General features: G+C 72.5%; 25 protein-coding genes. 13 read left to right on the top strand and 12 right to left on the bottom strand.

Annotation, left to right across the window (positions count from 1 at the left end; genetic code table 11):
• Positions 1 to 9 precede the first annotated feature (9 nt).
• Genes D9C15_RS19165 through D9C15_RS19140 form a run of 6 tightly spaced genes read left to right on the top strand, consistent with a single transcriptional unit; the run spans position 10 to position 8,101 of the window.
• On the top strand, positions 10 to 3,780 hold the full coding sequence (locus tag D9C15_RS19165) for a nitrate reductase subunit alpha (protein WP_128000059.1): 3,771 nt from the start codon (positions 10 to 12) through the stop codon (positions 3,778 to 3,780).
• Complete coding sequence (narH, locus tag D9C15_RS19160; protein WP_128000058.1) at positions 3,777 to 5,300, top strand: nitrate reductase subunit beta; 1,524 nt, start codon at positions 3,777 to 3,779, stop codon at positions 5,298 to 5,300. The genes D9C15_RS19165 and narH overlap by 4 nt, the downstream gene beginning before the upstream one ends.
• A gap of 2 nt (positions 5,301 to 5,302) precedes the next feature.
• A complete protein-coding gene (gene narJ / locus D9C15_RS19155; protein WP_128000057.1) occupies positions 5,303 to 6,004 on the top strand; it encodes a nitrate reductase molybdenum cofactor assembly chaperone in 702 nt (233 codons plus the stop codon).
• Positions 6,001 to 6,708: a respiratory nitrate reductase subunit gamma gene (gene narI, locus D9C15_RS19150; protein WP_128000056.1), complete on the top strand. Its 708-nt coding sequence runs from the start codon at positions 6,001 to 6,003 to the stop codon at positions 6,706 to 6,708. The genes narJ and narI overlap by 4 nt, the downstream gene beginning before the upstream one ends.
• A gap of 1 nt (position 6,709) precedes the next feature.
• The gene (locus D9C15_RS19145; protein ID WP_128000055.1) at positions 6,710 to 7,387 is read left to right on the top strand and encodes a peptidylprolyl isomerase; all 678 of its coding nucleotides are present in this window, start codon (positions 6,710 to 6,712) and stop codon (positions 7,385 to 7,387) included.
• A gap of 9 nt (positions 7,388 to 7,396) precedes the next feature.
• Positions 7,397 to 8,101, top strand: a complete 705-nt coding sequence (locus D9C15_RS19140) for a carbonic anhydrase (RefSeq protein ID WP_128000054.1) — start codon at positions 7,397 to 7,399, stop codon at positions 8,099 to 8,101.
• On the opposite strand, the gene D9C15_RS19135 is transcribed toward D9C15_RS19140, so the two are convergent.
• On the bottom strand, positions 8,089 to 8,529 hold the full coding sequence (locus D9C15_RS19135; RefSeq protein WP_128000053.1) for an Lrp/AsnC family transcriptional regulator: 441 nt from the start codon (positions 8,527 to 8,529) through the stop codon (positions 8,089 to 8,091). The genes D9C15_RS19140 and D9C15_RS19135 overlap by 13 nt on opposite strands.
• Before the next feature lie 104 nt (positions 8,530 to 8,633).
• Between D9C15_RS19135 and D9C15_RS19130 the strand changes: the two genes are divergently transcribed.
• Entirely contained in the window at positions 8,634 to 9,245 is a 612-nt protein-coding gene (locus D9C15_RS19130; protein ID WP_128000052.1) for a LysE family translocator, read from the top strand.
• Here the strand turns inward: D9C15_RS19130 and D9C15_RS19125 are convergent, their stop codons facing one another.
• On the bottom strand, positions 9,246 to 9,932 hold the full coding sequence (locus tag D9C15_RS19125; protein WP_128000051.1) for a hypothetical protein: 687 nt from the start codon (positions 9,930 to 9,932) through the stop codon (positions 9,246 to 9,248).
• A 122-nt stretch (positions 9,933 to 10,054) separates the two neighbouring features.
• On the opposite strand from D9C15_RS19125, the gene D9C15_RS19120 reads away from it, so the two are divergent.
• Together D9C15_RS19120 and D9C15_RS19115 are read left to right on the top strand one after the other, a co-directional pair.
• A complete protein-coding gene (locus tag D9C15_RS19120; RefSeq protein ID WP_128000050.1) occupies positions 10,055 to 11,293 on the top strand; it encodes an NAD(P)H-dependent flavin oxidoreductase in 1,239 nt (412 codons plus the stop codon).
• A gap of 26 nt (positions 11,294 to 11,319) precedes the next feature.
• Positions 11,320 to 12,312 (top strand): zinc-dependent alcohol dehydrogenase family protein, encoded by a 993-nt coding sequence (locus tag D9C15_RS19115; RefSeq protein WP_240668476.1) that lies wholly within the window; start codon positions 11,320 to 11,322, stop codon positions 12,310 to 12,312.
• On the opposite strand, the gene D9C15_RS19110 is transcribed toward D9C15_RS19115, so the two are convergent.
• Together D9C15_RS19110 and D9C15_RS19105 are read right to left on the bottom strand one after the other, a co-directional pair.
• Positions 12,269 to 13,372, bottom strand: a complete 1,104-nt coding sequence (locus D9C15_RS19110; protein WP_128000048.1) for a DUF8744 domain-containing protein — start codon at positions 13,370 to 13,372, stop codon at positions 12,269 to 12,271. The two genes, D9C15_RS19115 and D9C15_RS19110, sit on opposite strands and share 44 nt — an antisense overlap.
• Complete coding sequence (locus D9C15_RS19105; protein ID WP_164886781.1) at positions 13,359 to 13,685, bottom strand: metal-sulfur cluster assembly factor; 327 nt, start codon at positions 13,683 to 13,685, stop codon at positions 13,359 to 13,361. The genes D9C15_RS19110 and D9C15_RS19105 overlap by 14 nt, the downstream gene beginning before the upstream one ends.
• Positions 13,686 to 13,768: 83 nt before the next feature.
• Between D9C15_RS19105 and D9C15_RS19100 the strand changes: the two genes are divergently transcribed.
• Together D9C15_RS19100 and D9C15_RS34505 are read left to right on the top strand one after the other, a co-directional pair.
• Positions 13,769 to 15,082, top strand: a complete 1,314-nt coding sequence (locus tag D9C15_RS19100; protein ID WP_128000046.1) for an NnrS family protein — start codon at positions 13,769 to 13,771, stop codon at positions 15,080 to 15,082.
• A 187-nt stretch (positions 15,083 to 15,269) separates the two neighbouring features.
• Positions 15,270 to 16,844, top strand: a complete 1,575-nt coding sequence (locus tag D9C15_RS34505; RefSeq protein ID WP_128000045.1) for a methyl-accepting chemotaxis protein — start codon at positions 15,270 to 15,272, stop codon at positions 16,842 to 16,844.
• A gap of 19 nt (positions 16,845 to 16,863) precedes the next feature.
• Here the strand turns inward: D9C15_RS34505 and D9C15_RS19090 are convergent, their stop codons facing one another.
• The 7 genes from D9C15_RS19090 to D9C15_RS19060 form a co-directional block, all read right to left on the bottom strand.
• Complete coding sequence (locus tag D9C15_RS19090; RefSeq protein WP_128000044.1) at positions 16,864 to 18,693, bottom strand: bifunctional metallophosphatase/5'-nucleotidase; 1,830 nt, start codon at positions 18,691 to 18,693, stop codon at positions 16,864 to 16,866.
• Between the two features lie 35 nt (positions 18,694 to 18,728).
• Positions 18,729 to 19,532: a GNAT family N-acetyltransferase gene (locus D9C15_RS19085; protein ID WP_240668466.1), complete on the bottom strand. Its 804-nt coding sequence runs from the start codon at positions 19,530 to 19,532 to the stop codon at positions 18,729 to 18,731.
• 88 nt (positions 19,533 to 19,620) lie between these two features.
• The gene (locus tag D9C15_RS19080; RefSeq protein WP_128000042.1) at positions 19,621 to 19,929 is read right to left on the bottom strand and encodes a hypothetical protein; all 309 of its coding nucleotides are present in this window, start codon (positions 19,927 to 19,929) and stop codon (positions 19,621 to 19,623) included.
• Positions 19,930 to 19,990: 61 nt separating this feature from the next.
• Positions 19,991 to 20,380 (bottom strand): ArsR/SmtB family transcription factor, encoded by a 390-nt coding sequence (locus D9C15_RS19075; RefSeq protein WP_128000041.1) that lies wholly within the window; start codon positions 20,378 to 20,380, stop codon positions 19,991 to 19,993.
• Positions 20,377 to 20,721 carry a hypothetical protein gene (locus D9C15_RS19070; protein WP_128000040.1) on the bottom strand — a complete coding sequence of 115 codons (345 nt, stop codon included), beginning with the start codon at positions 20,719 to 20,721 and terminating at the stop codon, positions 20,377 to 20,379. Before D9C15_RS19070 ends, D9C15_RS19075 begins: the two co-directional genes overlap by 4 nt.
• On the bottom strand, positions 20,718 to 21,200 hold the full coding sequence (locus tag D9C15_RS19065) for a TlpA disulfide reductase family protein (protein WP_128000039.1): 483 nt from the start codon (positions 21,198 to 21,200) through the stop codon (positions 20,718 to 20,720). Before D9C15_RS19065 ends, D9C15_RS19070 begins: the two co-directional genes overlap by 4 nt.
• Positions 21,200 to 22,030: an MBL fold metallo-hydrolase gene (locus D9C15_RS19060; protein ID WP_240668475.1), complete on the bottom strand. Its 831-nt coding sequence runs from the start codon at positions 22,028 to 22,030 to the stop codon at positions 21,200 to 21,202. The genes D9C15_RS19065 and D9C15_RS19060 overlap by 1 nt, the downstream gene beginning before the upstream one ends.
• A 260-nt stretch (positions 22,031 to 22,290) precedes the next feature.
• Between D9C15_RS19060 and D9C15_RS19055 the strand changes: the two genes are divergently transcribed.
• Together D9C15_RS19055 and D9C15_RS19050 are read left to right on the top strand one after the other, a co-directional pair.
• A complete protein-coding gene (locus tag D9C15_RS19055; protein WP_128000037.1) occupies positions 22,291 to 22,602 on the top strand; it encodes a c-type cytochrome in 312 nt (103 codons plus the stop codon).
• Positions 22,603 to 22,613: 11 nt separating this feature from the next.
• On the top strand, positions 22,614 to 23,897 hold the full coding sequence (locus D9C15_RS19050) for an NAD(P)/FAD-dependent oxidoreductase (protein ID WP_128000036.1): 1,284 nt from the start codon (positions 22,614 to 22,616) through the stop codon (positions 23,895 to 23,897).
• Between the two features lie 4 nt (positions 23,898 to 23,901).
• Here the strand turns inward: D9C15_RS19050 and D9C15_RS19045 are convergent, their stop codons facing one another.
• Positions 23,902 to 24,504 carry a c-type cytochrome gene (locus D9C15_RS19045; protein WP_240668465.1) on the bottom strand — a complete coding sequence of 201 codons (603 nt, stop codon included), beginning with the start codon at positions 24,502 to 24,504 and terminating at the stop codon, positions 23,902 to 23,904.
• Positions 24,505 to 24,512: the final 8 nt, after the last annotated feature.

Raw genomic sequence — 24,512 nt, 5'->3', positions numbered from 1 at the left:
GGAATTTCCATGAGCCACTTCCTCGATCGACTGACCTACTTCAAGCAGCCCAGGGAGGCCTTCTCCGGCGGCCACGGCGTCGCCACCGGCGAAGACCGCACCTGGGAGGACGCCTACCGCGACCGCTGGGCGCACGACAAGGTGGTGCGCTCCACCCACGGCGTGAACTGCACCGGTTCGTGCTCGTGGAAGATCCACGTCAAGGGCGGCATCGTCACCTGGGAGACGCAGCAGACCGACTACCCGCGCACGCGCTGGGACATGCCCAACCACGAGCCGCGCGGCTGCGCACGCGGCGCGAGCTACAGCTGGTACCTCTACAGCGCCAACCGCGTGAAGTACCCGCTGGTGCGCGGCCGGCTGCTGAAGGCCTGGCGCGAGGCGCGCCTGCAGCACGACCCGGTGACCGCCTGGGCCAGCCTGGTGGGCGACGAGGCGAAGCGGCGCGACTGGCAGCGCGTGCGCGGCCTGGGCGGCTTCGTGCGCTCGAGCTGGGACGAGGTCAACGAGATCATCGCCGCGGCCAACGTGCACACCATCAAGAAGCACGGGCCGGACCGCATCATCGGCTTCTCGCCGATCCCGGCGATGTCGATGGTCAGCTACGCCGCGGGCTCGCGCTACCTGTCGCTGATCGGCGGCGTGTGCATGAGCTTCTACGACTGGTACTGCGACCTGCCGCCCTCGAGCCCGCAGATCTGGGGCGAGCAGACCGACGTGCCCGAGTCGGCCGACTGGTACAACAGCACCTACCTGATCGCCTGGGGCAGCAACGTGCCGCAGACGCGCACGCCCGATGCGCACTTCTTCACCGAGGTGCGCTACAAGGGCGCGAAGACGGTCGCGGTGACCCCCGACTACGCCGAGATCAGCAAGCTCTGCGACCTCTGGCTGCACCCCAAGCAGGGCACCGATGCCGCGCTCGCGATGGCGATGGGCCACGTGATCCTGAAGGAGTTTTACGTCGACAGGCGGTCGGCCTACTTCGACGACTACGCGCGCCGCTACACCGACCTGCCGATGCTGGTGCTGCTGAAGGAGCAGCAGCTGCCCGACGGGCGCACGGCGCTGGTGCCCGACCGCTACGTGCGCGCGAGCGACTTCAACGGCAAGCTCGGCCAGGCCAACCACCCGGAATGGAAGACGGTGGCCTTCGACGCGGTCGGCAAGGTCGTGCTGCCGAACGGCGCGATCGGCTTCCGCTGGGGCCCGGACGGGCGCGCCGACGCCGGCCAGTGGAACCTCGAGGCCCGGGAGGCGCGCCACGGCCGGGACGTGACGCTCAAGCTCTCGGTGCTCGAGGGCGATCACCCGAGCGCGCAGACCGCGCAGGTGGCCTTCCCGTACTTCGCCGGCAGCGCGACCGAGCACTTCACCGCCAGCCCGCAGCGCGACGGCGAGGTGCTGGTGCGCACGGTGCCGGTGCAGCGCATCACGCTCGGCAAGGCCGGCGAGAAGCGCGAGGCCATCGTCGCCACGGTGTTCGACCTGCAGCTCGCCAACTACGGCGTCGCGCGCGGCCTGGACGGCGAGACCGCGGCCACCGGCTACGACGACGACACGCCCTACACGCCGGCCTGGCAGGAGCGCATCACCGGCGTGCCGCGGGCGCAGGTGATCAGCGTGGCGCGCGAGTTCGCCGACAACGCCGACAAGACACGCGGCAAGTCGATGGTGATCATCGGCGCCGCGATGAACCACTGGTACCACTGCGACATGAACTACCGCGGCATCATCAACATGCTGATGATGTGCGGCTGCATCGGCCAGAGCGGCGGCGGCTGGGCGCACTACGTGGGCCAGGAGAAGCTGCGCCCGCAGACCGGCTGGACCGCGCTCGCGTTCGCGCTGGACTGGATCCGCCCGCCGCGCCAGCAGAACAGCACCAGCTTCTTCTACGCCCACACCGACCAGTGGCGCTACGAGAAGCTCGGCGTCGAGGAGGTGCTCTCGCCCCTGGCCGACAAGGCGGCCTTCGGCGGCAGCATGATCGACTACAACGTGCGCGCCGAGCGCATGGGCTGGCTGCCCTCGGCGCCGCAGCTTCAGACCAACCCCATCCAGGTGGTGAAGGACGCCGCCGCGGCGGGCCAGGACGCCAAGGCCTACGCGAGCGCCGCGCTGAAGAGCGGCGCGCTGCGCATGAGCTGCGAGGACCCGGACGCGCCGGCCAACTGGCCGCGCAACATGTTCGTCTGGCGCTCCAACCTGCTCGGCTCCTCGGGCAAGGGCCACGAGTACTTCCTCAAGCACCTGCTGGGCACCACGCACGGCGTGCAGGGCAAGGACCTGGGCCCGGACGACGCCAAGCCCGAGGAGGTGGTCTGGCACGACCAGGCGCCCGAGGGCAAGCTCGACCTGCTGGTGACGCTCGACTTCCGCATGAGCACCACCTGCCTGTACTCGGACATCGTGCTGCCCACCGCGACCTGGTACGAGAAGAACGACCTCAACACCAGCGACATGCACCCGTTCATCCACCCGCTGTCGACGGCGGTGGACCCGGCCTGGCAGTCGCGCAGCGACTGGGACATCTACAAGGGCTTCGCGAAGAAGTTCAGCGAGGTCTGCGTCGGGCACCTGGGCGTGGAGAAGGAGCTGGTGCTGACCCCGCTGATGCACGACAGCCCGGCCGAGCTGGCCCAGCCCTTCGACGTGAAGGAGTGGAAGAAGGGCGAGTGCGAGCTCATTCCCGGCCTCACCGCGCCGCAGATGACGGTGGTCGAGCGCGACTACCCGAACGTCTACAAGCGCTTCACCGCGCTCGGGCCGCTGATGACCAAGGTGGGCAACGGCGGCAAGGGCATCGCCTGGAACACGCAGGACGAGGTGAAGCAGCTCGCCGAGCTCAACGGCGTGGTCACCGAGCCCGGCGCCACCTGCGGCATGCCGAGGATCGACAGCGACATCGATGCCTGCGAGGTGGTGCTGCAGCTCGCGCCCGAGACCAACGGCCACGTGGCGGTCAAGGCCTGGGAGGCCCTGTCCAAGGCCACCGGCCGCGAGCACGTGCACCTGGCACTGCACCGCGAGGACGAGAAGATCCGCTTCCGCGACATCCAGGCGCAGCCGCGCAAGATCATCAGCTCGCCCACCTGGAGCGGGCTGGAGAGCGAGAAGGTCTCGTACAACGCCGGCTACACCAACGTGCACGAGCTGATCCCCTGGCGCACGCTCACCGGGCGCCAGCAGTTCTACCAGGACCACCCCTGGATGCGCGCCTTCGGCGAGGGCTTCGTCAGCTACCGCCCGCCGGTGGACCTGAAGACGACCGCGGGCATCCACGGCATCAAGGGCAACGGCAACACCGAGATCCTGCTGAACTTCATCACGCCGCACCAGAAGTGGGGCATCCACAGCACCTACAGCGACAACCTGATGATGCTGACGCTGAACCGCGGCGGGCCGGTGATCTGGCTGTCGGAGGACGACGCGAAGCGCGCCGGCATCGCCGACAACGACTGGGTGGAGCTGTTCAACATCAACGGCGCGATCGCGGCACGCGCGGTGGTCAGCCAGCGCGTCAACCCGGGCATGGTGCTGATGTACCACGCGCAGGAAAAGATCATCAACACGCCGGGCTCGGAGATCACCGGCACGCGCGGCGGCATCCACAACTCGGTGACGCGCATCGTGCTCAAGCCCACGCACATGATCGGCGGCTACGCGCAGCTGAGCTACGGCTTCAACTACTACGGGACCATCGGCACCAACCGCGACGAGTTCGTCGTGGTGCGCAAGATGAACAAGGTCGACTGGCTTGACGGAGAAGTGGCATGAAGGTCCGCGCACAAATCGGCATGGTGCTGAACCTGGACAAGTGCATCGGCTGCCATACCTGTTCGGTCACCTGCAAGAACGTCTGGACCAGCCGCAAGGGCATGGAGTACGCCTGGTTCAACAACGTCGAGACCAAACCCGGCATCGGCTACCCGAAGGAGTGGGAGAACCAGGACAAGTGGAACGGCGGCTGGGTGCGCAACGCCGACGGCTCGATCGAGCCGCGCCAGGGCGCGAAGTGGAAGCTGCTGATGCGCATCTTCGCCAACCCGAACCTGCCGCAGATCGACGACTACTACGAGCCCTTCACCTTCGACTACGAGCACCTGCAGTCGGCGCCCGAGATGAAGGCCGCGCCGACCGCGCGCCCGCGTTCGCTCATCACCGGGCAGCGCATGGAGAAGATCGAGTGGGGCCCGAACTGGGAGGAGATCCTGGGCGGAGAGTTCTCCAAGCGCTCGAAGGACAAGAACTTCGACGAGGTGCAGAAGGACATCTACGGGCAGTTCGAGAACACCTTCATGATGTACCTGCCCCGGCTGTGCGAGCACTGCCTGAACCCGGCCTGCGTGGCGAGCTGCCCGAGCGGCAGCATCTACAAGCGCGAGGAGGATGGCATCGTCCTGATCGACCAGGACAAGTGCCGCGGCTGGCGCATGTGCGTGTCGGGCTGCCCGTACAAGAAGATCTACTACAACTGGAACACCGGCAAGGCCGAGAAGTGCATCTTCTGCTACCCGCGCATCGAGGCGGGCCAGCCGACGGTGTGTTCCGAGACCTGCGTGGGCCGCATCCGCTACCTCGGCGTGCTGCTGTACGACGCCGACCGCATCGAGCAGGCGGCGAGCGTCGCGCACGACCGCGAGCTCTACGAGGCGCAGCTAGGCATCTTCCTCGACCCGAACGACCCGGCCGTGATCGAGCAGGCGCGTGCCGACGGCATTCCCGACGCCTGGATGGAGGCGGCGCGCAGGAGCCCGGTCTACAAGATGGCGGTGGAGTGGAAGGTCGCGTTGCCGCTGCACCCGGAGTACCGCACGCTGCCGATGGTCTGGTACGTGCCGCCGCTGTCGCCCATCACCGCCGCGGCCAACGCCGGCCACGTGGGCGTGAACGGCCAGATCCCGGACGTGCAGCAGCTGCGCATCCCGATCAAGTACCTCGCCAACCTGCTGACCGCGGGCGACACCGTGCCGGTGGTGCGTGCGCTCGAGCGCATGCTGGCGATGCGCGCCTACCAGCGCGGCAAGCATGTCGACGGCACGCCGGACCTGGCGGCGCTGCAGCAGGTCGGGCTGACGGAGGCCGAGGTCGAGGCGATGTACCGCACGATGGCGATCGCCAACTACGAGGACCGCTTCGTCATCCCCAGCACGCACCGCGAGTACGCCGAGAACGCCTTCGACGTGCGCGGCGGCTGCGGCTTCTCGTTCGGCAACGGCTGCTCGGAAGGTTCGAGCGACGTCAGCCTGTTCGGCGGCGGCAAGCGCCGCACCATCCCGATCAAGGCGGAGGTCTGAGCATGGACTTCTTCGCTCCCCCCGACGCGCGGCTGAGCTTGCGCGTGCTTGCCAGGCTGCTCGCCTACCCGGATGCCGAGCTGCGTGCCCACCTGCCCGAGCTGCGCGAGGCGCTGCGCTCCGAGCGGGCGCTGGGCTTGTCGCGCCGCGCCGAACTCGAGACGCTGATGGACGGCCTGGCCGCCAGCGACCCGCTCGCGGCCGAGGCCGTCTACGTCGAGCTGTTCGACCGCGGCCGCAGCACCTCGCTGCACCTGTTCGAGCATGTGCACGGCGACTCGCGTGATCGCGGGCCGGCGATGATCGACCTGATCCGCACCTACGAGCAGGCGGGCCTGCTGTTCGGCCCCGACGAGCTGCCCGACCACCTGTGCGTGCTGCTCGAGTTCGCCTCCACGCTCGCGCCGCGCGCCGCGCGCGAGTTCCTGGCCGAGACGGCGCACCTGCTCGCCAAGGTGTTCAGCGCGCTGCTCGAGCGCGGCAGCCCGTACGCCAGCGTGCTCGGCGCGGTGATCGAGCTGGCCGGCGAGAAGGCGCAGGCCGTGCCGGTGGCGAGCGAGCCGGCGCTCGACGAGGCCTGGGAGGAGCCGGCCGCCTTCGACGGCTGCTCGACCCAGGGCCAGGCCCGCCCCGGCACGCCGCAGCCGGTGCAGATCGTCCGCAAGCCCCCCCAGACTCATCCGACCCAAGGAGCCCACGCATGAAGGCCTGGCTCGACACGCTGCTGTTCGGCGTCTACCCCTACCTCTGCCTCGCGGTGTTCCTGCTCGGCAGCCTGCTGCGCTTCGACCGCGACCAGTACACCTGGAAGAGCGACTCGTCGCAGCTGCTGCGCGCCGGCCAGCTCAAGTGGGGCAGCAACCTGTTCCACCTCGGCATCCTGTTCCTGCTGTTCGGCCACACGTTCGGCATGCTGACGCCGCACTTCGTCTACGAGCCCTTCCTCTCGGCCGGCGCCAAGCAGCTGCTGGCGATGGTCTCGGGCGGCATCTTCGGCGTGCTCGGCATCGTCGGGCTCACGCTGCTGCTGCACCGGCGCCTGGCCGACGCACGCATCCGCGCCACCAGCAGGACCAGCGACATCGTGCTGCTGGTGCTGCTGTGGCTGCAGTTCGCGCTCGGGCTGGCGACGGTGCCGCTGTCGGCCCAGCACCTGGACGGCAGCATGATGCTGGTGCTGGCCGAATGGGCGCAGCGCATCGCCACCTTCCGCGGCGGCGCGGCCGAACTGATGGCCGGCGTCGGCCCGGTGTTCCGCGCCCACATGGTGCTCGGCATGACGATCTTCCTGATCTTCCCGTTCACCCGCCTGGTGCACGTGTGGAGCGGCTTCGGCACGCTGGCCTACCTGGTGCGGCCCTACCAGGTGGTGCGGGCGCGGCGACTGAACCTGCCGACGGGGCGCTGACATGGACAAGCACGATTCGATCGACCACTGCACCGAGCTGTTGCGCCAGGAGGCGATCCGCGCCGGCCTGCTCGACGCGGCCGACCCGCCCGCCGCGGACGGCGTGATCAGCGCCGCGGCCACCCGGGCCATCGAGACCCTGATCGACCGCGCGGTGCAGGTGCCCGCGCCGAGCGAAGAGGCCTGCCGGCGCCACCATGCGGCGCACGCGGCGCGCTACAGCCGCGGCGAGCGGGTGCAGTTGCGCCACGTGCTGTTCGCGGTGACGCCGGGCGTGGACGTGGCCGCGCTGCGGCGCCGTGCCGAGGCCTGCCTGCTCGAGCTGCGCTGCCACGATGGGCAACCCGGCGAGGCCTTCGCGGCCGCGGCGCGCGAGCTGTCCAACTGCCCGAGCGGCGCGCAGGGCGGCGAGCTCGGCTGGCTCGTGGCCGACGACTGCGCGCCCGAGTTCGCGCGCGAGGTCTTCGGCCACGCCGAGGTCGGCGTGCTGCCGCGCCTGGTGCACAGCCGCTTCGGCCTGCATGTGGTCGAGGTGCTGCAGCGCGAGCCGGGCGAGGCGCTGCCTTTCGAGGCGGTGCGCGGCGCGGTCGAGGCGGCGCTGCGCCAGCAGGCCTTCGCCACCGCGCTGCACCAGTACCTGCAGGTGCTGGGCGGTGCCCAGACGCCGCTCGTCCAGTAGCCCCCGTCCATGCCCGACGAGTTGCTGCAGCGGCTGCGCCGCTTCACCGACCAGACCTTCCCCGGGGCGCGGCAGCAGTTCGAGGACCTGGTGCGCGAGGGCCAGCACCCGACCATCCTGTTCATCGGCTGCAGCGATTCGCGCCTGGTGCCCTACCTGCTGACGGGCACCGGGCCCGGCGACCTCTTCATCGTGCGCAACGTCGGGGCCTTCGTGCCGCCCCACGATGGCTCAGCGGGTTACCACGGCACCGCCGCCGCGATCGAGTTCGCGGTGCTGAACCTGAACGTCGCGCACATCGTGGTCTGCGGCCACAGCCATTGCGGCGGCATCCGCGCGCTGTACGAGGGCGTGCCGGCGCAGGCCACCAACCTGGCCGCTTGGCTCGAGCTCGGGCGCGAGGCGGTGCTGCCGGTGCAGGTGTCGCCCGAGGCGCTGCGCCGCACCGAGCAGCGCGCCGTCGTGCTGCAGCTCGAGCGCCTGATGGCCTACCCGATGGTGCGCGCCCAGGTCGACGCCGGCCGGCTCGCGCTGCATGGCTGGCACTACGTGATCGAGGACGGCGAGGTGCATGTGTTCGACGTGCGCCAGGGCGGCTTCGTGCCCGCCTCGCGTGCCGAGCACAGCGGCACCGGGCCGTACGCGGCGCCGGAGCCGGAGGCCCTGTTCAACGAGATCGACGCGAGCTTCGCGCCGGCGCCTCACGGCGCCTGAAGACCGCGCCGCGCGATCGGCGTCGACATCACGATCGCCGTGCGCGTCTCGCCCCAGCGGTTGATGTCGCCGAGGAAGGCCTCGAGCGCCGCCATGTCGGGCACCGCCACGGTCATCACGTAGGAGTCGGCGCCGGTCACGTGGTGGCACTCCAGCACCTCGGGCCGGGCGCGCAGGGCCTTCAGCAGCGCCTGCTTGTGCGGCTGCGCGGTGGTGATGCCGACGATGGCCTGCACCGGCCGGCCGGCGCGCGCCGGGTCCACGTCGGCGTGCATGCCGCGCACCACGCCGGCCTCCTGCAGGCGCTTGAGCCGCTCGGCGGTGGCGGCGATCGACAGGCCGGCCGCGGCGGCCAGCGACTTCAGCGGGGCCCGGCCGTCGGCCTGCAGCGCGGCGAGCAGTTTCCAGGCCTTGGCGTCGAGCTGCATGTTCCGGTGCGAGAGGGGTGGTGCCGGAAATTCTCCGGCCGTTCGCGATCATCGCCGCAATCGCGCACTGTGGCGCCGGCCGCAGCTCCCCTACAGTCCTTTTCATGGACCTGCTCGCCGTGTTCGCCTCCGCGCTGCTGATCGGCCTGTCGATCGCCGCGCCGGTCGGCCCGATCGGGCTGCTGACCATCCAGCGCAGCCTCGAGCATGGCCCGCGCGCCGGGCTGGCCACCGGGCTCGGCGCGGCCGCGGCCGATGCGGTGTACGGCGCCGTCGGCGCCTACGGCGTGAGCTGGCTGATCGGTGCGCTGGTCGCCGCGCGCGTGCCGCTGGCGCTGTTCGGCGCCGCGTTCCTGCTCTGGATGGCCTGGGGCCTGGTGCGTGCGCCGGCGGCCGAACGCGCCGCGCAGGCCGCGCCGGCGCGCAACGGCTGGCAGTACTTCGCCACCACCTTCGTGCTGACGCTCTCCAACCCGGCGACGATCTTCTCCTTCATCGCCGTGTTCGGCACGCTGGCCGGGCGCAGCACGGTCAGCGCGCCGGGCACGATGGTGCTCGGCGTGCTGCTCGGCTCGGCGCTGTGGTGGCTGTTCCTCTCCACCGCGGTGGGGCACCTGCGCGAGCGCTTCGACGCGCGCTGGCGCCGGCGTGTCAACCTCGCCAGCGCGACGGTGCTGGCCGGCTTCGCGCTGTGGCAGCTCGGCTCGCTGACCTGATCAGGGTGCGGCTTCCGGCCGCAGGCGGAAGCGTGTGCGCCACCAGCCCCAGGCAAGCGCCCCGAAGAAGGCCGTGAACAGCGCGCCGCCCCACCACTCGGTGACGTTCTCCAGCACGTCCTTGGCCGCCGGGTCGTGCCAGACCAGCGGCAGCAGCACATGCGCGAGACCGAGCAGCGGCAGCCCGGCGCAGGGCAGCAGCAGGGCGAGCGCGACGCCGTGCACCTGGGCCTGCCGCACCGCCTGCGCGAGCAGCAGCATGCCGATGCAGGTGAGCCCGAAGTACAGCGCGGTGCCGTAGCGGCGCATGAAGCGGTAGCCCTCGCCCTCGGTGCCGAGGAAGCTGCCGTACAGCACCAGGCAGATGCCCGCCGCCAGGCCGAGCCAGGGCAGCACGCGCGCCGTGCGCGTGGCACCGCGGCCCAGGGTGTGCAGCCAGGGCGTGCACAGCATCCAGCACAGCGCCTGCAGCACCGCGGCGGGCAGCAGCAGGGCGCGGAACAGGATGTTCGGCAGGCCGTGGCGCCCGGCGCGACTGATCGACACGCAGCCGTCGAGGAAGGGGTTGCAGTCCGGGATCAGGCCGAGCCGCACCGAGAGCACGAAGGCCAGCGCCGTGCCGGCCAGCGGCAGCAGCGCCGCCAGCAGCGCCAGCGGCCAGAGCGGCAGGGGAGCGGGGGGCTTCATGCTGCCGCGCATTGTGGTGTTCGTTTCGTCACGCGGCCGGTGAGCCCAAGCGGCTGCGGGTTGCGCGAGGTCAAGCGGCCGGCCGCCGCGGAGCCCGACAGTCGCAGGCTGGAGGATTGTCCATGCCACCCTTGCTGCCCGGCGTCGTCGACGCCATCGAACCGCGCCTGGCGGCGCTGCTGGAGCGCAGCGGTCTCGCGCCGCTGGTGCTGCGCGGGCGCCGCCTGCTGCCCATCGTGCAGGGCGGCATGGGCGTGGGCGTGTCGGCGCACAAGCTGGCCGGCAGCGTGGCCGCGCTCGGCGGCGTGGGCACGATCTCCTCGGTCGACCTGCGCCGCCACCACCCGGACCTGATGGAACGCACCCAGGGCCTGGCCACCGTGCCCGGCGGCGACGCGGTGGCCAAGGCGGCCATCGACGCGGCCAACCTCGAGGCCATCGGGCGCGAGATCGCGCTGGCGCGCGAGCGCTCGCAGGGCCGCGGCCTGCTGGCCATCAACGTGATGCGCGCGGTGGCCGAGTACGCCGCCTCGGTGAAGAAGGCGCTGGAGTGCGGCATCGACGCGGTGGTGGTCGGCGCCGGCCTGCCGCTGGACCTGCCGGACCTCGCGGCCGAGCACCCGCAGGCCATGCTGGTGCCCATCCTGTCGGACGCGCGCGGCGTGCAGCTGATCGTCAAGAAATGGGAGCGCAAGAAGCGCCTGCCCGACGCGATCGTGATCGAGCATCCGCGCCTGGCCGGCGGGCACCTGGGCGCGGCGAAGATCGCCGACCTGGGCGACCCGCGTTTCGACTTCGAGAACGTGATCCCGGCCTCGCGCGAGTTCCTCCGGAGCGCCGGCATCGAACGCGAGATCCCGCTGATCGCCGCCGGCGGCATCCGCACGCATGCGGACATCGCGCGGCTGCAGTCGCTCGGCGCGGCCGCGGTGCAGCTCGGCACGCCGTTCGCCGTCACCGAAGAAGGCGACGCGAGCGAGGCCTTCAAGCAGGTGCTGGCCGCGGCGAAGGACGAGGACATGGTCGAGTTCACCAGCGTCGCCGGCCTGCCGGCGCGTGCGGTGGCCACGCCCTGGCTGCGCGCCTACCTGAAGATCGAGGACAAGCTGCAGGCCGTGGTGCATGCCAAGTCGCGCTGCACCAAGGCCTTCGACTGCCTGGCGCAATGCGGCCTGCGCGACGGCCTCAAGGGCTGGGGCCAGTTCTGCATCGACAACCAGCTCGCCGCCGCGCTGCGCGGCGACGTGAAGAAGGGCCTGTTCTTCCGCGGCGCCGGGGCGCTGCCCTTCGGCGACCAGATCCGCAGCGTGCGCGAGCTGATGGAGCGGCTGCTGACGGTGAACGCGGCGGTGCCGGCCTGACGGGTTGTCGTGCCATGTGGGCATCGATGCAGCTCGATGCGCCGGGCCGGCCGCTGCAGCAGGTGCTGCACGAGCGGCTGCCCGAGCCGGCGCCGGGCCAGGTGCGCATCGCGGTGAGCTGCTGCGGCGTGTGCCGCACCGACCTGCACATCGTCGACGGCGAGCTCGCGTTTCCCGGCCACCCGGTGGTGCCGGGGCACGAGATCGTCGGCCGCGTCGCGGCGCTGGGCGAGGGCGTGACCGGCCTGGCGATCGGCGAGCGCGTCGGCGTGCCCTGGCTGGGCTGGACCTGCGGCGAGTGCGCGCCGTGCCGCGCCGGGCGCGAGAACCTGTGCGAGAACGCGCGCTTCACCGGCTGGCAGATCCGCGGCGGCTACGCGCAGCAGGTGGTGGCCGATGCCCGCTACGTGTTCCGCCTGCCCGAGCGCTACAGCGACGCCGAGGCCGCGCCGCTGCTGTGCGCCGGGCTGATCGGCTGGCGCGCCCATGCGATGGCGGGCGAGGCGCCGCGGCTGGGCCTGTACGGCTTCGGCGCGGCGGCGCACCTGATCGCGCAGGTGGCCGTGGCGCAGGGCCGCGAGCTGGCCGCCTTCACGCGCCCCGGCGACCATGCCGCGCAGCAGCTCGCGCGCGCGCTCGGCGTGGCCTGGGCCGGCGGCTCGGACGAGGCGGCGCCCTTCGTGCTCGATGCCGCACTGATCTTCGCGCCGGTCGGAGCGCTGGTGCCCCTGGCGCTGCGTGCCGTGCGGCCGGGTGGCACGGTGGTGTGCGCCGGCATCCACATGAGCGACATCCCGTCGTTCCCGTATTCGATCCTCTGGGGCGAGCGGCGCCTGGTCTCGGTGGCCAACCTGACACGCGCCGACGGCGAGGCCTTCCTGCGCGTCGCGGGCGAGATCCCGCTGCGGGTGCACGCGGTGCCGTACCCGCTGGCCGACGCGAACCGCGCACTCGCCGACCTGCGCGCCGGGCAGCTCAGCGGGGCGGCGGTGCTGGCGTGCGACGCTCCACCCGGCTGAGCATCAGCGCCGCGAAGGCCACGATCGCCAGCGCCTGCAGCGCCCCCGCCACGCTGCGCAGCGTGGCCTGCTGCAGCAGCTCGGCCAGGGCGCGCAGCGCCACCGCCGCACTCATCAGCAGCACCGGCGCGAACGGCCGGAAGCCCGGCGCCGCCAGGCGCAGGCGCAGCAGCGCCGGCAGCACGATCGGCGCATGGCCGAACACCATCGCGAACACGAAGCCGAGCAGCAGCATGTGCAGCGGCCCGCTGGCGCCGAAGGCCGCACCCCGCGCCAGGCCGGCCAGGCCCCAGAGCGCCGCCAGCACCAGCCAGGCGTAGCCCAGGCGCAGGCAGCGCGCGGTGTGCAGCGTCCAGCCGGTGCGCACGAGGCCGGGGCGCACCGCGAGGTCGAAGCGCCACAGCCAGGCCGCCAGCGCGAGCTGCGCCAGCCACCACAGCGCGCCGGCGCCCGGCACGCCCGCGGCGAGGCCCAGCAGCCCCAGGCCGTGCAGCGCCATCGCGGCCCCGTAGGCACGCCGTGCGAAGGCCGACAGCGGCACGAAGCGCGCCAGCTCGCGGCGCTCGCCGGCGATGGTCAGCACGAGGAAGGAGCACCACCAGGCCACCACGGTCTCGAACGGCCGGTCGGCCAGCCACAGCAGCGTGCCGCCGGCCCAGGCGAACGCGCCGGCGCCCTCGACGGCGGTGTGCAGCGCGCGTTCGCGCCACCAGACGCCGACGTAGGCCGCGCCCAGCACCAGCGCGGCAAGCAGCCACAGCACGGCCGCCAGCCCGGGCTGCAGCACCAGCGCGGCCAGGCTGCCGGCCGCGGCCAGCGCCGGGGCGGCCCAGACGATGCCGCGCCGCAGCGCCACCGCACGCTCGAGCGAGATCACCAGGCCGAAGAAGCCGCACACCAGCAGCGCGCCATGCAGCGCGAGCGGCGCGCTGGCCCGCTCGGGCAGCAGGTCCAGACCGAGCCGAGCCAGGCCGCCGGCCAGGCCGCTGACCAGCGTCAGTGCGGCCAGCAGGGCCGGCAGCAGCGCGGCGGCCGACGGCCCGCGTTCAGCCTTGGTCATCGTCCCAGCCCAGGCGCCGGCGCGCCGCGGCGCTGAGCCGTTCGGGGGTCCACATCACCTCGTCGGCCTCGTCGATGTCGATCTGGCGCCCCGGCAGCGCCTGGGCGAGCGCGCGCTGGGCGTCCTCGGCGATGGCGCCGCCCAGCGGGCAGGTGGGGCTGGTCAGCACCAGGCGCAGCACGATGCGCTGCGGATCGACGAGCAGGCGCTCGACCAGCCCGAGCTCGACGATGTTCTCGCCGATCTCCGGGTCGAGCACCGCGCTCAGGGCCTGCAGGGCGAGCGCGTGGTCGTCGGTACGGGGCGTGTCCATGTGCACATGGTCGCGGCCTGCGGGCGACAGGGGCTTGATGACTCTCAAAACCATGACCGCCGCGGGTGCCGAGCATGCCGCCCATGAAGACGATTGCGATCCGCCCGCTGCCGGCCCCGGCCCGGCCCACCCCTTCCGCCGCCGCGGCCGACGGTGAGCGCTGGCGCTGGCAACGCCTGTTCGACGCCCCGCACCGCCTCGGCTTCTTCGCCGGCGCGCTGATGCTGGCGCTGTCCGCGCTGTGGTGGGCCGCGGTGATGCTGGCCACGCACCTGCTGCACTGGCCCGTGCCCTGGGCGGTGTCGCGCGGGCTCGCGCATGCGCTGTGGTTCGCCTTCGGTTTCATGCCGCTGTTCTTCACCGGCTTCCTGTTCACGGCCGGGCCGAAGTGGCTCGGCCTGCCGCCGGTCGATGCGCGTGTGCTCGCGCCGGCGCTGCTCGCCTCGCTGGCCGGCTGGGGCGTGTTCCTGCTCGGCGTGCATGGCGCGGCGGCCCTGGCTGCCATCGGGCTGGCCGCGGTGGCCTGGGGCTGGGCCTCGTTCACGTGGCGCTTCGCGGGCCTAGTGCGCCGCAGCGTCGTGCCCGACCGGCTGCACGCGCTGGTCATCGCCGCGGCCTGCGTGGCCGGCGTGGCCGCGCTGGCCATCGCCGCGCTCGGCCTGCTGCTGCAGCGCGAGGACCTCGCGCGCGCCGCACTGCAGCTCGGGCTGTGGGGCTTCGTCGGCGTGGTCTACGTAACGGTGGCGCACCGCATGATCCCGTTCTTCACCGCCAGCGCGCTGCCCCTCGTCGCGGCCTGGCGGCCGACGCTGCTGCTCGGGCTGTTCGTGGTGCTGTTCGTGCTGCAGGTGCCGCTGGCCTGGGCCGACCTGTGGTGGTGGCCGATGCCCTCGGCGCCGGCCTGGGCGCGTGTCGTGCTCGAAGCCGCGGCGGCCCTCGGCCTGGCGGCACTCGCGCTGCGCTGGGGCCTGGTGCAGAGCCTGGCGATCCGGCTGCTGGCGATGCTGCACCTGGGCTTCGTCTGGCTCGCGGTGTCGTTCGCGCTGGCCGCCGCCTCGCACGCGCTGCTGCTGGCCAGCCACGGGCAGCTCGGCCTCGGCCTGGCGGCGCAGCATGCGCTGACGATGGGCTTCTTCGGCTCGCTGCTGCTGGCGATGGCCACCCGCGTGGCCTGCGGCCACGGCGGCCGCACGCTGGCGGCCGACGACCTGGCCTGGGCGCTGTTCTGGGCCCTGCAGGCGGCCACGCTGCTGCGCGTGGCGGCCGCGCTCTGGCCGGCCGCCGAGCCGGCGCTGCTGGCGGGCGCCGGCCTCGTCTGGGCGCTGGCCGTGGTGGCTTGGGCCCTGCGTTACGGCCGCTGGTTCGGCCGCCCGCGGGCCGACGGCAAGCCGGGTTGAACAGGGCCGGCGACCGGGATCCGGTGCCGCTTGCGGACAATTCCCCAAAATGGGGCGTGTCAGGCCATCAGTTTGATCAATCGAGAATAAATCTCTTCAGCGATTCTTTGTTGGGCCGATAAGGGCGTCGGTAGACGGCCGTCAGTGTCCGTCGGTTCTTGTCTCCTACCAACAAAGGGTCTTCGTGATGAGGTTCGACCGATTCAGTGTTCGTGCGCGCCTGCTGGGGGGCTTCGGCTTCCTGGCCGGCATCGTGCTGCTGCTGTCCGCCGCGGCCATCCAGGCGCTGTCGGGGGCACACGCCAACTATGCCGGCTACGTGAACGACGTGGCCGTCCGGCTCACCGTGGCCAACGACGTGCTCGACGCCACCAACGCACGCGCCATCGGCGCGCGCAACCTGGTGCTGGTGCACAGCCCGGCCGACCGGGAGCGCGAGAAGGCCGCCATCGAGGCGGCCCACCAGAAGGTCGGGCGCAGCATCGCCGAACTCAGGCGCCTGCTGGCCGAGACGCCGGGCGTGGGTGAACGCGAGCGCAGTCTGCTGGCGGAGGTGGAACGGGTGGAGGCCAGGTACGGCGCGGTCGCGCTGCGCATCGTCGGCCTGGCGACGAGCGGGAAGCACGAGGAGGCGATCACCGCGATGAACGCGGAATGCCGGCCGCTGCTGACCGCGCTGCTGAAGGCGACCGACGAGTACATCGCCGAGGGCACCGCCCAGGGGCGCGCGGAGGTGGCGCGCGCCGAGGCGGACTACACGCGCCAGCGCAACGGGCTGATCGCCGCCTGCGTGCTGGCGGTGCTGTTCGCGACGGCCCTGGCGCTGCTGATCACGCGCGGCATCACCCGCGCGCTCGGCGCCGAGCCGGCCGCGCTGGCCGCGGTGGCGCAGCGCGTGGCGCGGGGCGACCTGGCGCCGGTCGAGGGGGCCGGGCGCGCCCCGGGGAACAGCGTGCTGGCCTCGCTCGGCCAGATGCAGCAGGGGCTGTCGGCGGTGGTCACGCAGGTGCGCTCGGCGTCGGATTCGATCGCCACCGGCTCGACGCAGATCGCCACCGGCAACGCCGACCTGTCGCAGCGCACCGAGGAGCAGGCCAGCAACCTGCAGCAGACCGCGGCCTCGATGGAGCAGCTCAACTCGACGGTGAAGAACAACGCCGACACGGCGCGCCAGGCCAATCAGCTGGCCGGCAGCGCCAGCCAGGCGGCCGAGAAGGGCGGCGCGGCGATGTCGCAGGTGGTCGCCACGATGCGCGACATCAGCGAGAGCTCGAAGCGCATTGCCGACATCATCGGCGTGATCGACGGCATCGCGTTCCAGACCAACATCCTCGCGCTCAACGCGGCCGTCGAGGCGGCCCGCGCGGGCGAGCAGGGGCGCGGCTTTGCCGTGGTGGCCGGCGAGGTGCGCTCGCTGGCGCAACGCAGCGCCGAGGCGGCCAAGGAGATCAAGGCCCTGATCAGCGCCAGCGGCGACCGGGTGGACGCGGGTTCGCGCCTGGTGGGCGAAGCCGGCGCAACCATGTCCGACGTGGTCGGTCAGGTCCGGCGCGTGGCCGACCTGATCGGCGAGATCAGCGCGGCGACCACGCAGCAGGCCGGCGGCATCGGCCAGGTGAACGACGCGGTCACGCAGCTCGACCAGGTGACGCAGCAGAACGCCGCGCTGGTGGAGGAGGGCGCCGCCGCGGCCGAGAGCCTGCGCCACCAAGCCCAGAGCCTGGCCGATGCGGTGCGCGTCTTCAAGCTGGAAGCGGCCTGACCGCCGGCGCCGGGCGCGCTCAGGGATTGGTGTCGGCGCCGGTCGGGCAGGCCGTGCCGCCGCCGGCGCGCCGGATGCGCGGCCCGGCCGGGTTCTGCGCCCGCGGGTCGTAGGGCGGCTGCGGCGGCTGGAAACGTGCCAGGTGCTCGGCCAGCGCGTCGATGTCCTGCGCGCCGCCGAGCGCGTCGCGGCCCTCGGTGAGCACGCCGAAGCCGTCGCCGCCGCCGGCCAGGAAGCTGTTCACGGTCAGCCGCACGCGCCGCTGCGGATCGGTCACGCGGCCGTCGGCCACCAGCGGCTCGCCGCGCAGCCGCAGTTCGCGGATGCGCTCGCCGCAGGGGCGGGCGCCGTCCCAGGTGTAGTGCAGGCCGGCCGAGGGGATCAGCAGCCGCGTCGCGCCGGGCTGCTGGCCGCGGCAGCCGGCGAACTGCTGCTCGAGCAGCTCGCGCAGCTGGGCGGCGCTGAAGGTCTGCGTCACCAGGCTGTTGCCGAAGGGCTGCACGGTGAACAGCTCGCCCCAGGTGACACGACCGTCGCCCTCGCCCGCGGGGCTGCCGGCGTGCACGAAGCCCGGCTGGCGCACCCCGCCGCGGTTCATCAGCGCCGCCTCGGCACCGCCGAGCGACGGCGCCGCGGTGGCGGCGAGTTGCGCATCGGCGATCAGCTCGCCGGCGGGCATGTTGCACGCGGCATCGACCGCCTGCGCCGGCACGTCGGCGGCGATGCTGCCGACCACGCGCTGTGCCAGCGGCGCGGCGAGCGCCGCATAGGCCTCGACCAGCGTGCGCACCGGCGCGGCCGCCTGCAGGCCGTCGGCCGGGCGCTCGACCAGCTGGTTCTCCGCCTGCACCGCGCGCACGTCGCGCGTCAGCGGGTCGAGCTGCAGGTCGATGCGCGTCAGCACCCGGCCGAAGGCGCTCGCGCTGGTCACCGGCACGGGCCGGCCGGCCGCGTTCGGCAGCCGGCAGTTGTAGGCGGCGTGGGTGTGGCCGCTGATCACGAGGTCGACCGCGTCGTCGAGCCGGGCCACGATGCGCGCCAGCGGCGAGCCGGCCAGCAGGCCCTCGCAGGCATTGAGCGCAGCGCGCGCGCCGCTCTGCACGCCGCCCTCGTGCAGCAGCACGACGATCGCCTCGATGCCGCGCGCGCGCAGTGCCGGTACCAGCGCCGCCACGGTGTCGGCCTCGTCGCGGAACTCGAGCCCCGCCACGCCGCGCGGCGTGACGATGCTCGGCGTGGCCTGCAGCGTCATGCCGATGAAGGCCACCGGGACGCCGTCGAACGCCTTCACGCCGAAGGGCGGCAGCAGCGTCGCGCCGTCGGCGCGCTGCACCACGTTGGCGGCGAGCCACTGGAAGCGTGCGCCCTCGAAAGGCACCGGCGTGCCGGCGCTGGCGCCGCGGCAGCTGCTCGCGTCGCGCCCGTCGCCGAGCCGGCGGCAGCCGCCACGCTGCAGGCGCAGCAGCTCGGCGGCGCCGCGGTCGAACTCGTGGTTGCCCACCGCGCTGAACTCCAGCCCGATGCGGTTCAGCGCCTCGACGGCCGGCTCGTCGTGGAACAGCGCCGAGACCAGCGGCGAGGCACCGACCAGGTCGCCCGCTGCCACCACCGCGGTGTTCGACTGGCCCTGCTTGAGCTGCGCCACCTTGGCGGCCACTGCGTCCGCGCCGCCGACCAGCGGGCGCTGCTCGGCCGGCACCAGGTTGTCCACCCCGAAGCGGCCGGGCGGCTGCAGGTGGCCGTGGAAGTCGTTCAGCGCGATGAGGCGCACCGGCACCGGCCCCGGCGGCGCGGTGACATGGCTGCAGCCGGCCGCCAGCAGCGTGGCGGCGAGGAGGAGGAAGCGCATGCGGGCAGTGTACGGAGCACCGCCGGCGCGACGGATCAGGGGCCGAGGAAGCGGCGCCGGTAGGCCGGCGGCAGGTCGGCCAGGTCGAGCAGCAGCGGCAGGTCGGCGGTGCCGAAGTCCGGATCCCAGGCGGGGGCACCGAGCACCCGGGCGCCGCAGGCGAGGTAACCCTTGATCAGCGGTGGCGGCTCCACCGCGAGGTCGCCGCGCAGTTCGTCCACCGGCAGCGGCAGGCGCGGGTGCACGCGCTGCGCGAGCGGTGCGAGATGCTCGCGCTGCAGGCGCTGCCACAGGCTGGCTGCAGTGTGGCCGCCGTCGGCGATCGAGACGCTGGCGCAGCCGATCATGTGGCGCAGGCCGTTGCGCTGCATGAAGGCCGCCAGGCTGGACCACAACAGCAGGATCACCGCGCCGCTGCGCCAGGCCGGGTCCACGCAGGAGCGGCCCAGCTCGGCCAGCGAGCCGCGCAGCGCGCGCAGCCGGGTCAGGTCGAACTCGGTGTCGCTGTACAGGCCGCCGACCCGGCGCGCCGCATCGGGTGTCAGCACCCGGTAGGTGCCGACCACACGCGCCGGTTCGGTGTCGGTGGCGGCGCAGCGCACCAGCAGGTGCTCGCAGAAGGGGTCGAACAGGTCGGCGTCGTGGCCGACGGGCGTGCCGGGCGGCGGCCGCAGCCGCGCCCCCATCTCCTCGGCGAACACCTGCCAGCGCAGGCGCTGCGCGGCGCGCAGTTCGTCGACGTCATGCGCCCAGACGGCCTCCAGCCGTGCGGCGGCCGGTTCCCGCCGGGCGGCAGGCGGGGGCAGGGCGCCTGGGCGCCGGAGCTCGAGGATCTGCATGCCCGCATGCTGGCCGCGGCGCATGACGCCGGCGTGTCGTGCCGGCGACGGCAGCGTGACGAGGCGCTGCCGGGCGGCCTGCCAGGCACTACCAGGCAGATTGGCAGGCCGCCAGCCGCTCGCGCGGCGGCATCGAGAGCAGCCGGTTGACCTCGGCGTTGTAGGCGCCGCGGTAGGCCTCGCTGCGGCGGATCGCCGCCAGGTCGAGCCGGCGCTGCTCGACGGCGCGCTGCAGCAGGTCCTGACCCGGCTTGACGCTCTTGGCGTCGATCGGCTGGCACACGAAGATCACGCCGTCGATGCCGCCGACCACCTGCTCGGCCGGCGCGGCATGCGCGGCCAGGCCGGCGGCAGCGAGGCCGGCGGCGGCAAGGAGGTGGGCGGGGCGCAGGGGCATGGCCGGATCGGACGCAGCGCCGCGCATTCTGCCCGCCGCCGCGCCCCCGGGCTCCCCGCGATCAGGCGTTGGCGGGGCCGCGCCGGGCCGGCAGCAGGCGCTCGTCGTCGGGCAGGTCGGCCGCGCCGGCCATCTCCATCGCCATCTGCGTGCAGACGGCGCGGCACAGCGTGACGGCCTTCTGGTTGGCGATGCGGTAGTAGATCTGCGTGCCCTCGCGGCGCCGCGCCAGGATCTGGGCGCGGTACAGCGTGGCCAGGTGCTGCGACAGGTTGGGCTGCGTGGTGTCGATCTGCGCCAGCAGCTCGGAGACGTTGCGCTCGCCGTGGCACAGCGCCGAGAGCAGCTTCAGGCGGATCGGCGTCGACAACAGGCCGAACAGCTCGGCGGCGGACTCGAACACCTCGTCGGCCTCGTCGCGCGCGCCGCCGTTGGTCGGAAGGCCGCTCATCGTTTCGCCCCCCCGCCGGGCCGGCGCTCGAAGTGGTAGTGGTCGCGGTCGAGTGCCGCGGCGACCGCGTCGACGTCTTCCGGGAACAGCCCGAGGTTGAGCTCGGTGCTGCAGTAGTCGACCATGCCGCGCAGGCGCGCGGCGCTGTTGATGCGCCCGGCCGGGCGGTAGATGGCCGAGCCGTCGCCGCCGACGCGGCGTGCATGGCACTCGGCACAGCGGTGTTCCTTCAGCAGCCGCTCGCCGAGCGCGAGGTCGGCGCCGTCGAACAGGCGCTGCGGCGCCTGCGCCAGCGCCGCGCCGGCGAACAGCATGCCGGCCGCCAGCAGCAGCCGCTTCATGCGGCGCGCTCCATCAGTTCCATCACGTCCTCCTCGAACATCTCGCCGGGGATGGATTGCTTGAGCCGACCGCGCGCATCGACCACCACGGTCAGCGGCACCACGCGGCGCGCGCCGAGCGCCGCACCCAGGGCATCGCTGTCCAGCGTCACCGGGAAGGTCCAGCCGCGCTGCGCCATGTGGCGCCGCACCGCGGCCGCGTCGCGCTCGCGCACCACGCCCAGCACGCCCGGGCCGGGCTGGCTGTGCGCGGCGCGGTGCAGCTTCTCGACGTGCACGTTGTGGCGCTGGCAGAACGGGCAGGTGAGCGACCAGAACACCAGCACCAGCGGCTGGCCGGGCGTGGCCTGCCAGGGCGTGCCGTCGAGCAGCGTCACCGCCGGCCAGCGCACCGGCTCGCCGGGCGCCACCGGCGCGGCCCACGGCACGGCCGGCGCGGCCAGCGCGCCGGCGGCGATCAGCACCTGGCGGCGGCGCATCACTTCGACTCCTGTTCCATCAGCAGGTAGGTGTTGTACGCGTTGATCCGGTTCGCGGCCTTGAAGAGCGGCAGGCCCTCGAAGCGCGACCAGTCGGTGCGCGCATACGCCTCCTCGAAGGGCTCCATGTTACGCGCCGCCTCACCCATCGTGCGGCGCAGGTGCATCAGGTAGTCGCGTGTCAGTTCGAGGTCGGCACGCGCGCTGGTCGAGGCCGGCCCGTGGCCGGGCACCACCACGTCGACCGCGAAGCCGAGCAGGGTCTCGAGCGAGGCGATCCACTGACGGCTGTCGGCCAGGCCGACGAAGGGCACCCGGCCGCGGAACACCAGGTCGCCGGCGAACAGCACGCGCCGCGCCGGCACGTGCACCACCAGGTCCTCCGGCGTGTGCGCCGGGCCGACCGGCTGCAGCACGAACGCCACGCCGCCCAGCGTCAGCCGGGTCGGACCGTCGATCCAGCGGTCGGCTTCGACCAGGCGGGTCGTCTCGTCGACCCAGGGGAACAGCTCGTCGCGGCTGGCCACCAGGCGCCGCGCCGCGGTGTCGGAGTGCAGGTACTCGAGGGCGGCGCGGTGCGCGATCACCTGTGCACCGGCGGCCTTGAAGGCCTGCAGGCCGTAGATGTGGTCGGCGTGGTAGTGGGTCACGATCACGTGCGTCACCGGCTTGGGCGAGAGCGTGCGCAGCGCGGCCAGCAGCTCCTCGGCCAGGGTCGGCGAGCCGAGCGCGTCGATCACCACCAGCCCGTCGCTCGTCTCCACCACGCCGGCGTTGGAGATGAAGTTGCGGTTGGCGGCCGAGCCCAGCGCCGACTGGCCCTGCACCATCCACGCGCCGCCGGCCACCGGCACCGGCACGGGCCGCTCCTGCGCGTGGGCGCGGGTGGACAGTGCCGCCGCCAGCAGCCCGGCCGCGAGCGCTCGCCCCAGGGTTTGCACGCTGCTATCGGTTCGCATAAGAACACTACATTCGAATGTAGTGATATTTGAAGGCCGACTTTGCTTCCAACGCAAGCGCATCAACCCGCACACGCCGGCGGTCGCGCCTGAACCACAATCCGGCCCGGACCCAGACGAGGAGACCCCCCATGCCCCTTCGTTCCCTCGCGGCCGCGGCCGCACTCATGTGCGTCGCGCCCTGGAGCGCGGCCCAGGACGCGAACCTGGCGCGCAACCTCGCCGCCACCTGCGCCAACTGCCACGGCACCAACGGCAACGCGCGCGGCAATGACGTGAAGCCGCTGGCCGGCGTCGCGGCCGAGAAGATCCTGGCGCAGATCGCCGACTTCAAGAGCGGCGCCCAGCCCGCGACGATCATGCATCAGATCGCCAAGGGCTACACCGACGAGCAGCTCAAGCTGATCGCGGCCTATTACGCGGCCCAGAAGCCGGCGCAGTGAGGGAGCCCACCATGAACCACGCATCGTTCTCGCGCCGCCGCCTGCTCGGTGCCGGCGCCTCGCTGGCCGCAGTGTCGCTGGCCGGCTGCGCCACCACCTCGGGCGGCCCGTCGATCGGCCGCGTCGTCGTCGTCGGCGGCGGCTTCGGCGGCGCCACCGCCGCGCGTTACCTGAAGCTGTGGGGCGGCAACGTCGACGTCACGCTGGTCGAGCGCAACCCGAGCTTCGTCTCCTGCCCGATCAGCAACCTGGTGCTCGGCGGCTACAAACAGATCGCCGACGTCACGCGCGGCTACGACGGCCTGAAGGCCGCCGGCGTCAAGGTGGTGCAGGGCGAGGTGACGGCGATCGACGCCGCCGCCAGGAGCGTGCGCCTGGCCGACGGCAGCGCGCTGGCCTACGACCGGCTGGTGGTCTCGCCCGGCATCGACTTCATCGCCGAGGGCATCGGCGGCCTGGCCACGCCGGCCGCGCAGGAGAAGGTGCTGCACAGCTGGAAGGCCGGCCCGCAGACCGTGGCGCTGCGCCGCCAGATCGAGGCCATGAAGGACGGCGGCGTGTTCGTGCTGGCGATCCCGAAGGTGCCGTACCGCTGCCCGCCCGGGCCCTACGAGCGGGCCTGCGTGGTGGCCTCGTACCTGAAGGAGGCCAAGCCGAAGTCCAAGCTGCTGGTGATGGACGGGAACCCGGAGATCCAGTCGAAGAAGGCGCTGTTCGAGAAGGCCTTCAAGGACCGCTACGCCGGCCTGCTGGAGTACCGGCCGAACGCCGAGCTGAAGGAGGTCGACGCCGCGGGCGGCGTGGCCAAGTTCGAGTTCGAGGACATCCGGGCCGACGTGATCAACGCGATCCCGCCGCAGCGCGCCGCCGACATCGCGGTGAAGGCGGGGCTGGTGAACGTCAACAACCGCTGGGCCGGGGTGAACTGGCTGACGATGGAATCGACCGCCCTGCCCGGCGTGCACGTGCTCGGCGACGCGATCTTCCCGGCGCCGACCATGCCCAAGTCGGGCCACATGGCCAACCAGCATGCCAAGGTGGCGGCCGCGGCGATCATCCAGCTGCTCAAGGGCGAGCCGGTGAACCAGACCCCGGTGGTGATGAACACCTGCTACAGCTTCGTCAGCGCGCGCGAGGTGATCCACGTCGCCTCGGTGCACCAGTACAACGCCGAGCAGAAGGTGGTGCTGCCGGTGCAGGGCGCGGGTGGCGTCTCGGTCGCGGCCAACCAGGTCGAGGCACGCTACGCGCTGTCCTGGGCCGAGAACATCTGGACCGATTCGCTGGCGCTCTGAACGATCACTGCAGCCCGCTGACGTAGGCCGCCACCGCCTTCAGCTCCAGCTCCGTGAGCTTGGAGGCGATGGTGTGCATCACGGCGTTGTCGTTGGTGCGCTCGCGCTGCGAGAACTTCTTCAGCTGCGTCTCGACGTACTGCGCATGCTGCCCGCCCAGGCGCGGCAGCTTGTCGGTGCCGTGGCCGGCGGCGCCATGGCAGTCGGCGCAGGCGGCCACGCCGGAGTACGGGTTGCCGCGGTTGTAGACGAAGCGCCCCACCTGCGCGAGCTCGGGGTCGGCCACCGGGTGGGCGCGCGTGGGCTTGGACTCGAAGTACATGCCCAGCAGGCGGAAGTCCTCCGCGTTCAGGTCGCTGACCATGGACTGCATCGTGTCGTTCTTGCGCCGGCCGCTCTGGTAGTCGGCCAGCTGGCGCGCCACGTAGCTGGCATGCTGGCCGGCCAGGCGCGGAAACACCGGACTCGAGCTTTCGCCCTCGGCGCCGTGGCAGATGAAGCACTTGCCTTCGACGATCTCGACGGCGCGTGTCAGGTCGGCCGCCGGTGCGGGTGCGGCCAGCAGCAGTGCGGCCAGGGCGGCGAGCGGGCGCAGCGGCAGGAACACGGCAACAC

This window comes from Piscinibacter defluvii (genome assembly GCF_004011805.1).
Lineage (GTDB): Bacteria > Pseudomonadota > Gammaproteobacteria > Burkholderiales > Burkholderiaceae_C > Piscinibacter > Piscinibacter defluvii.
This window is presented reverse-complemented; position numbering and strand designations above follow the sequence as displayed.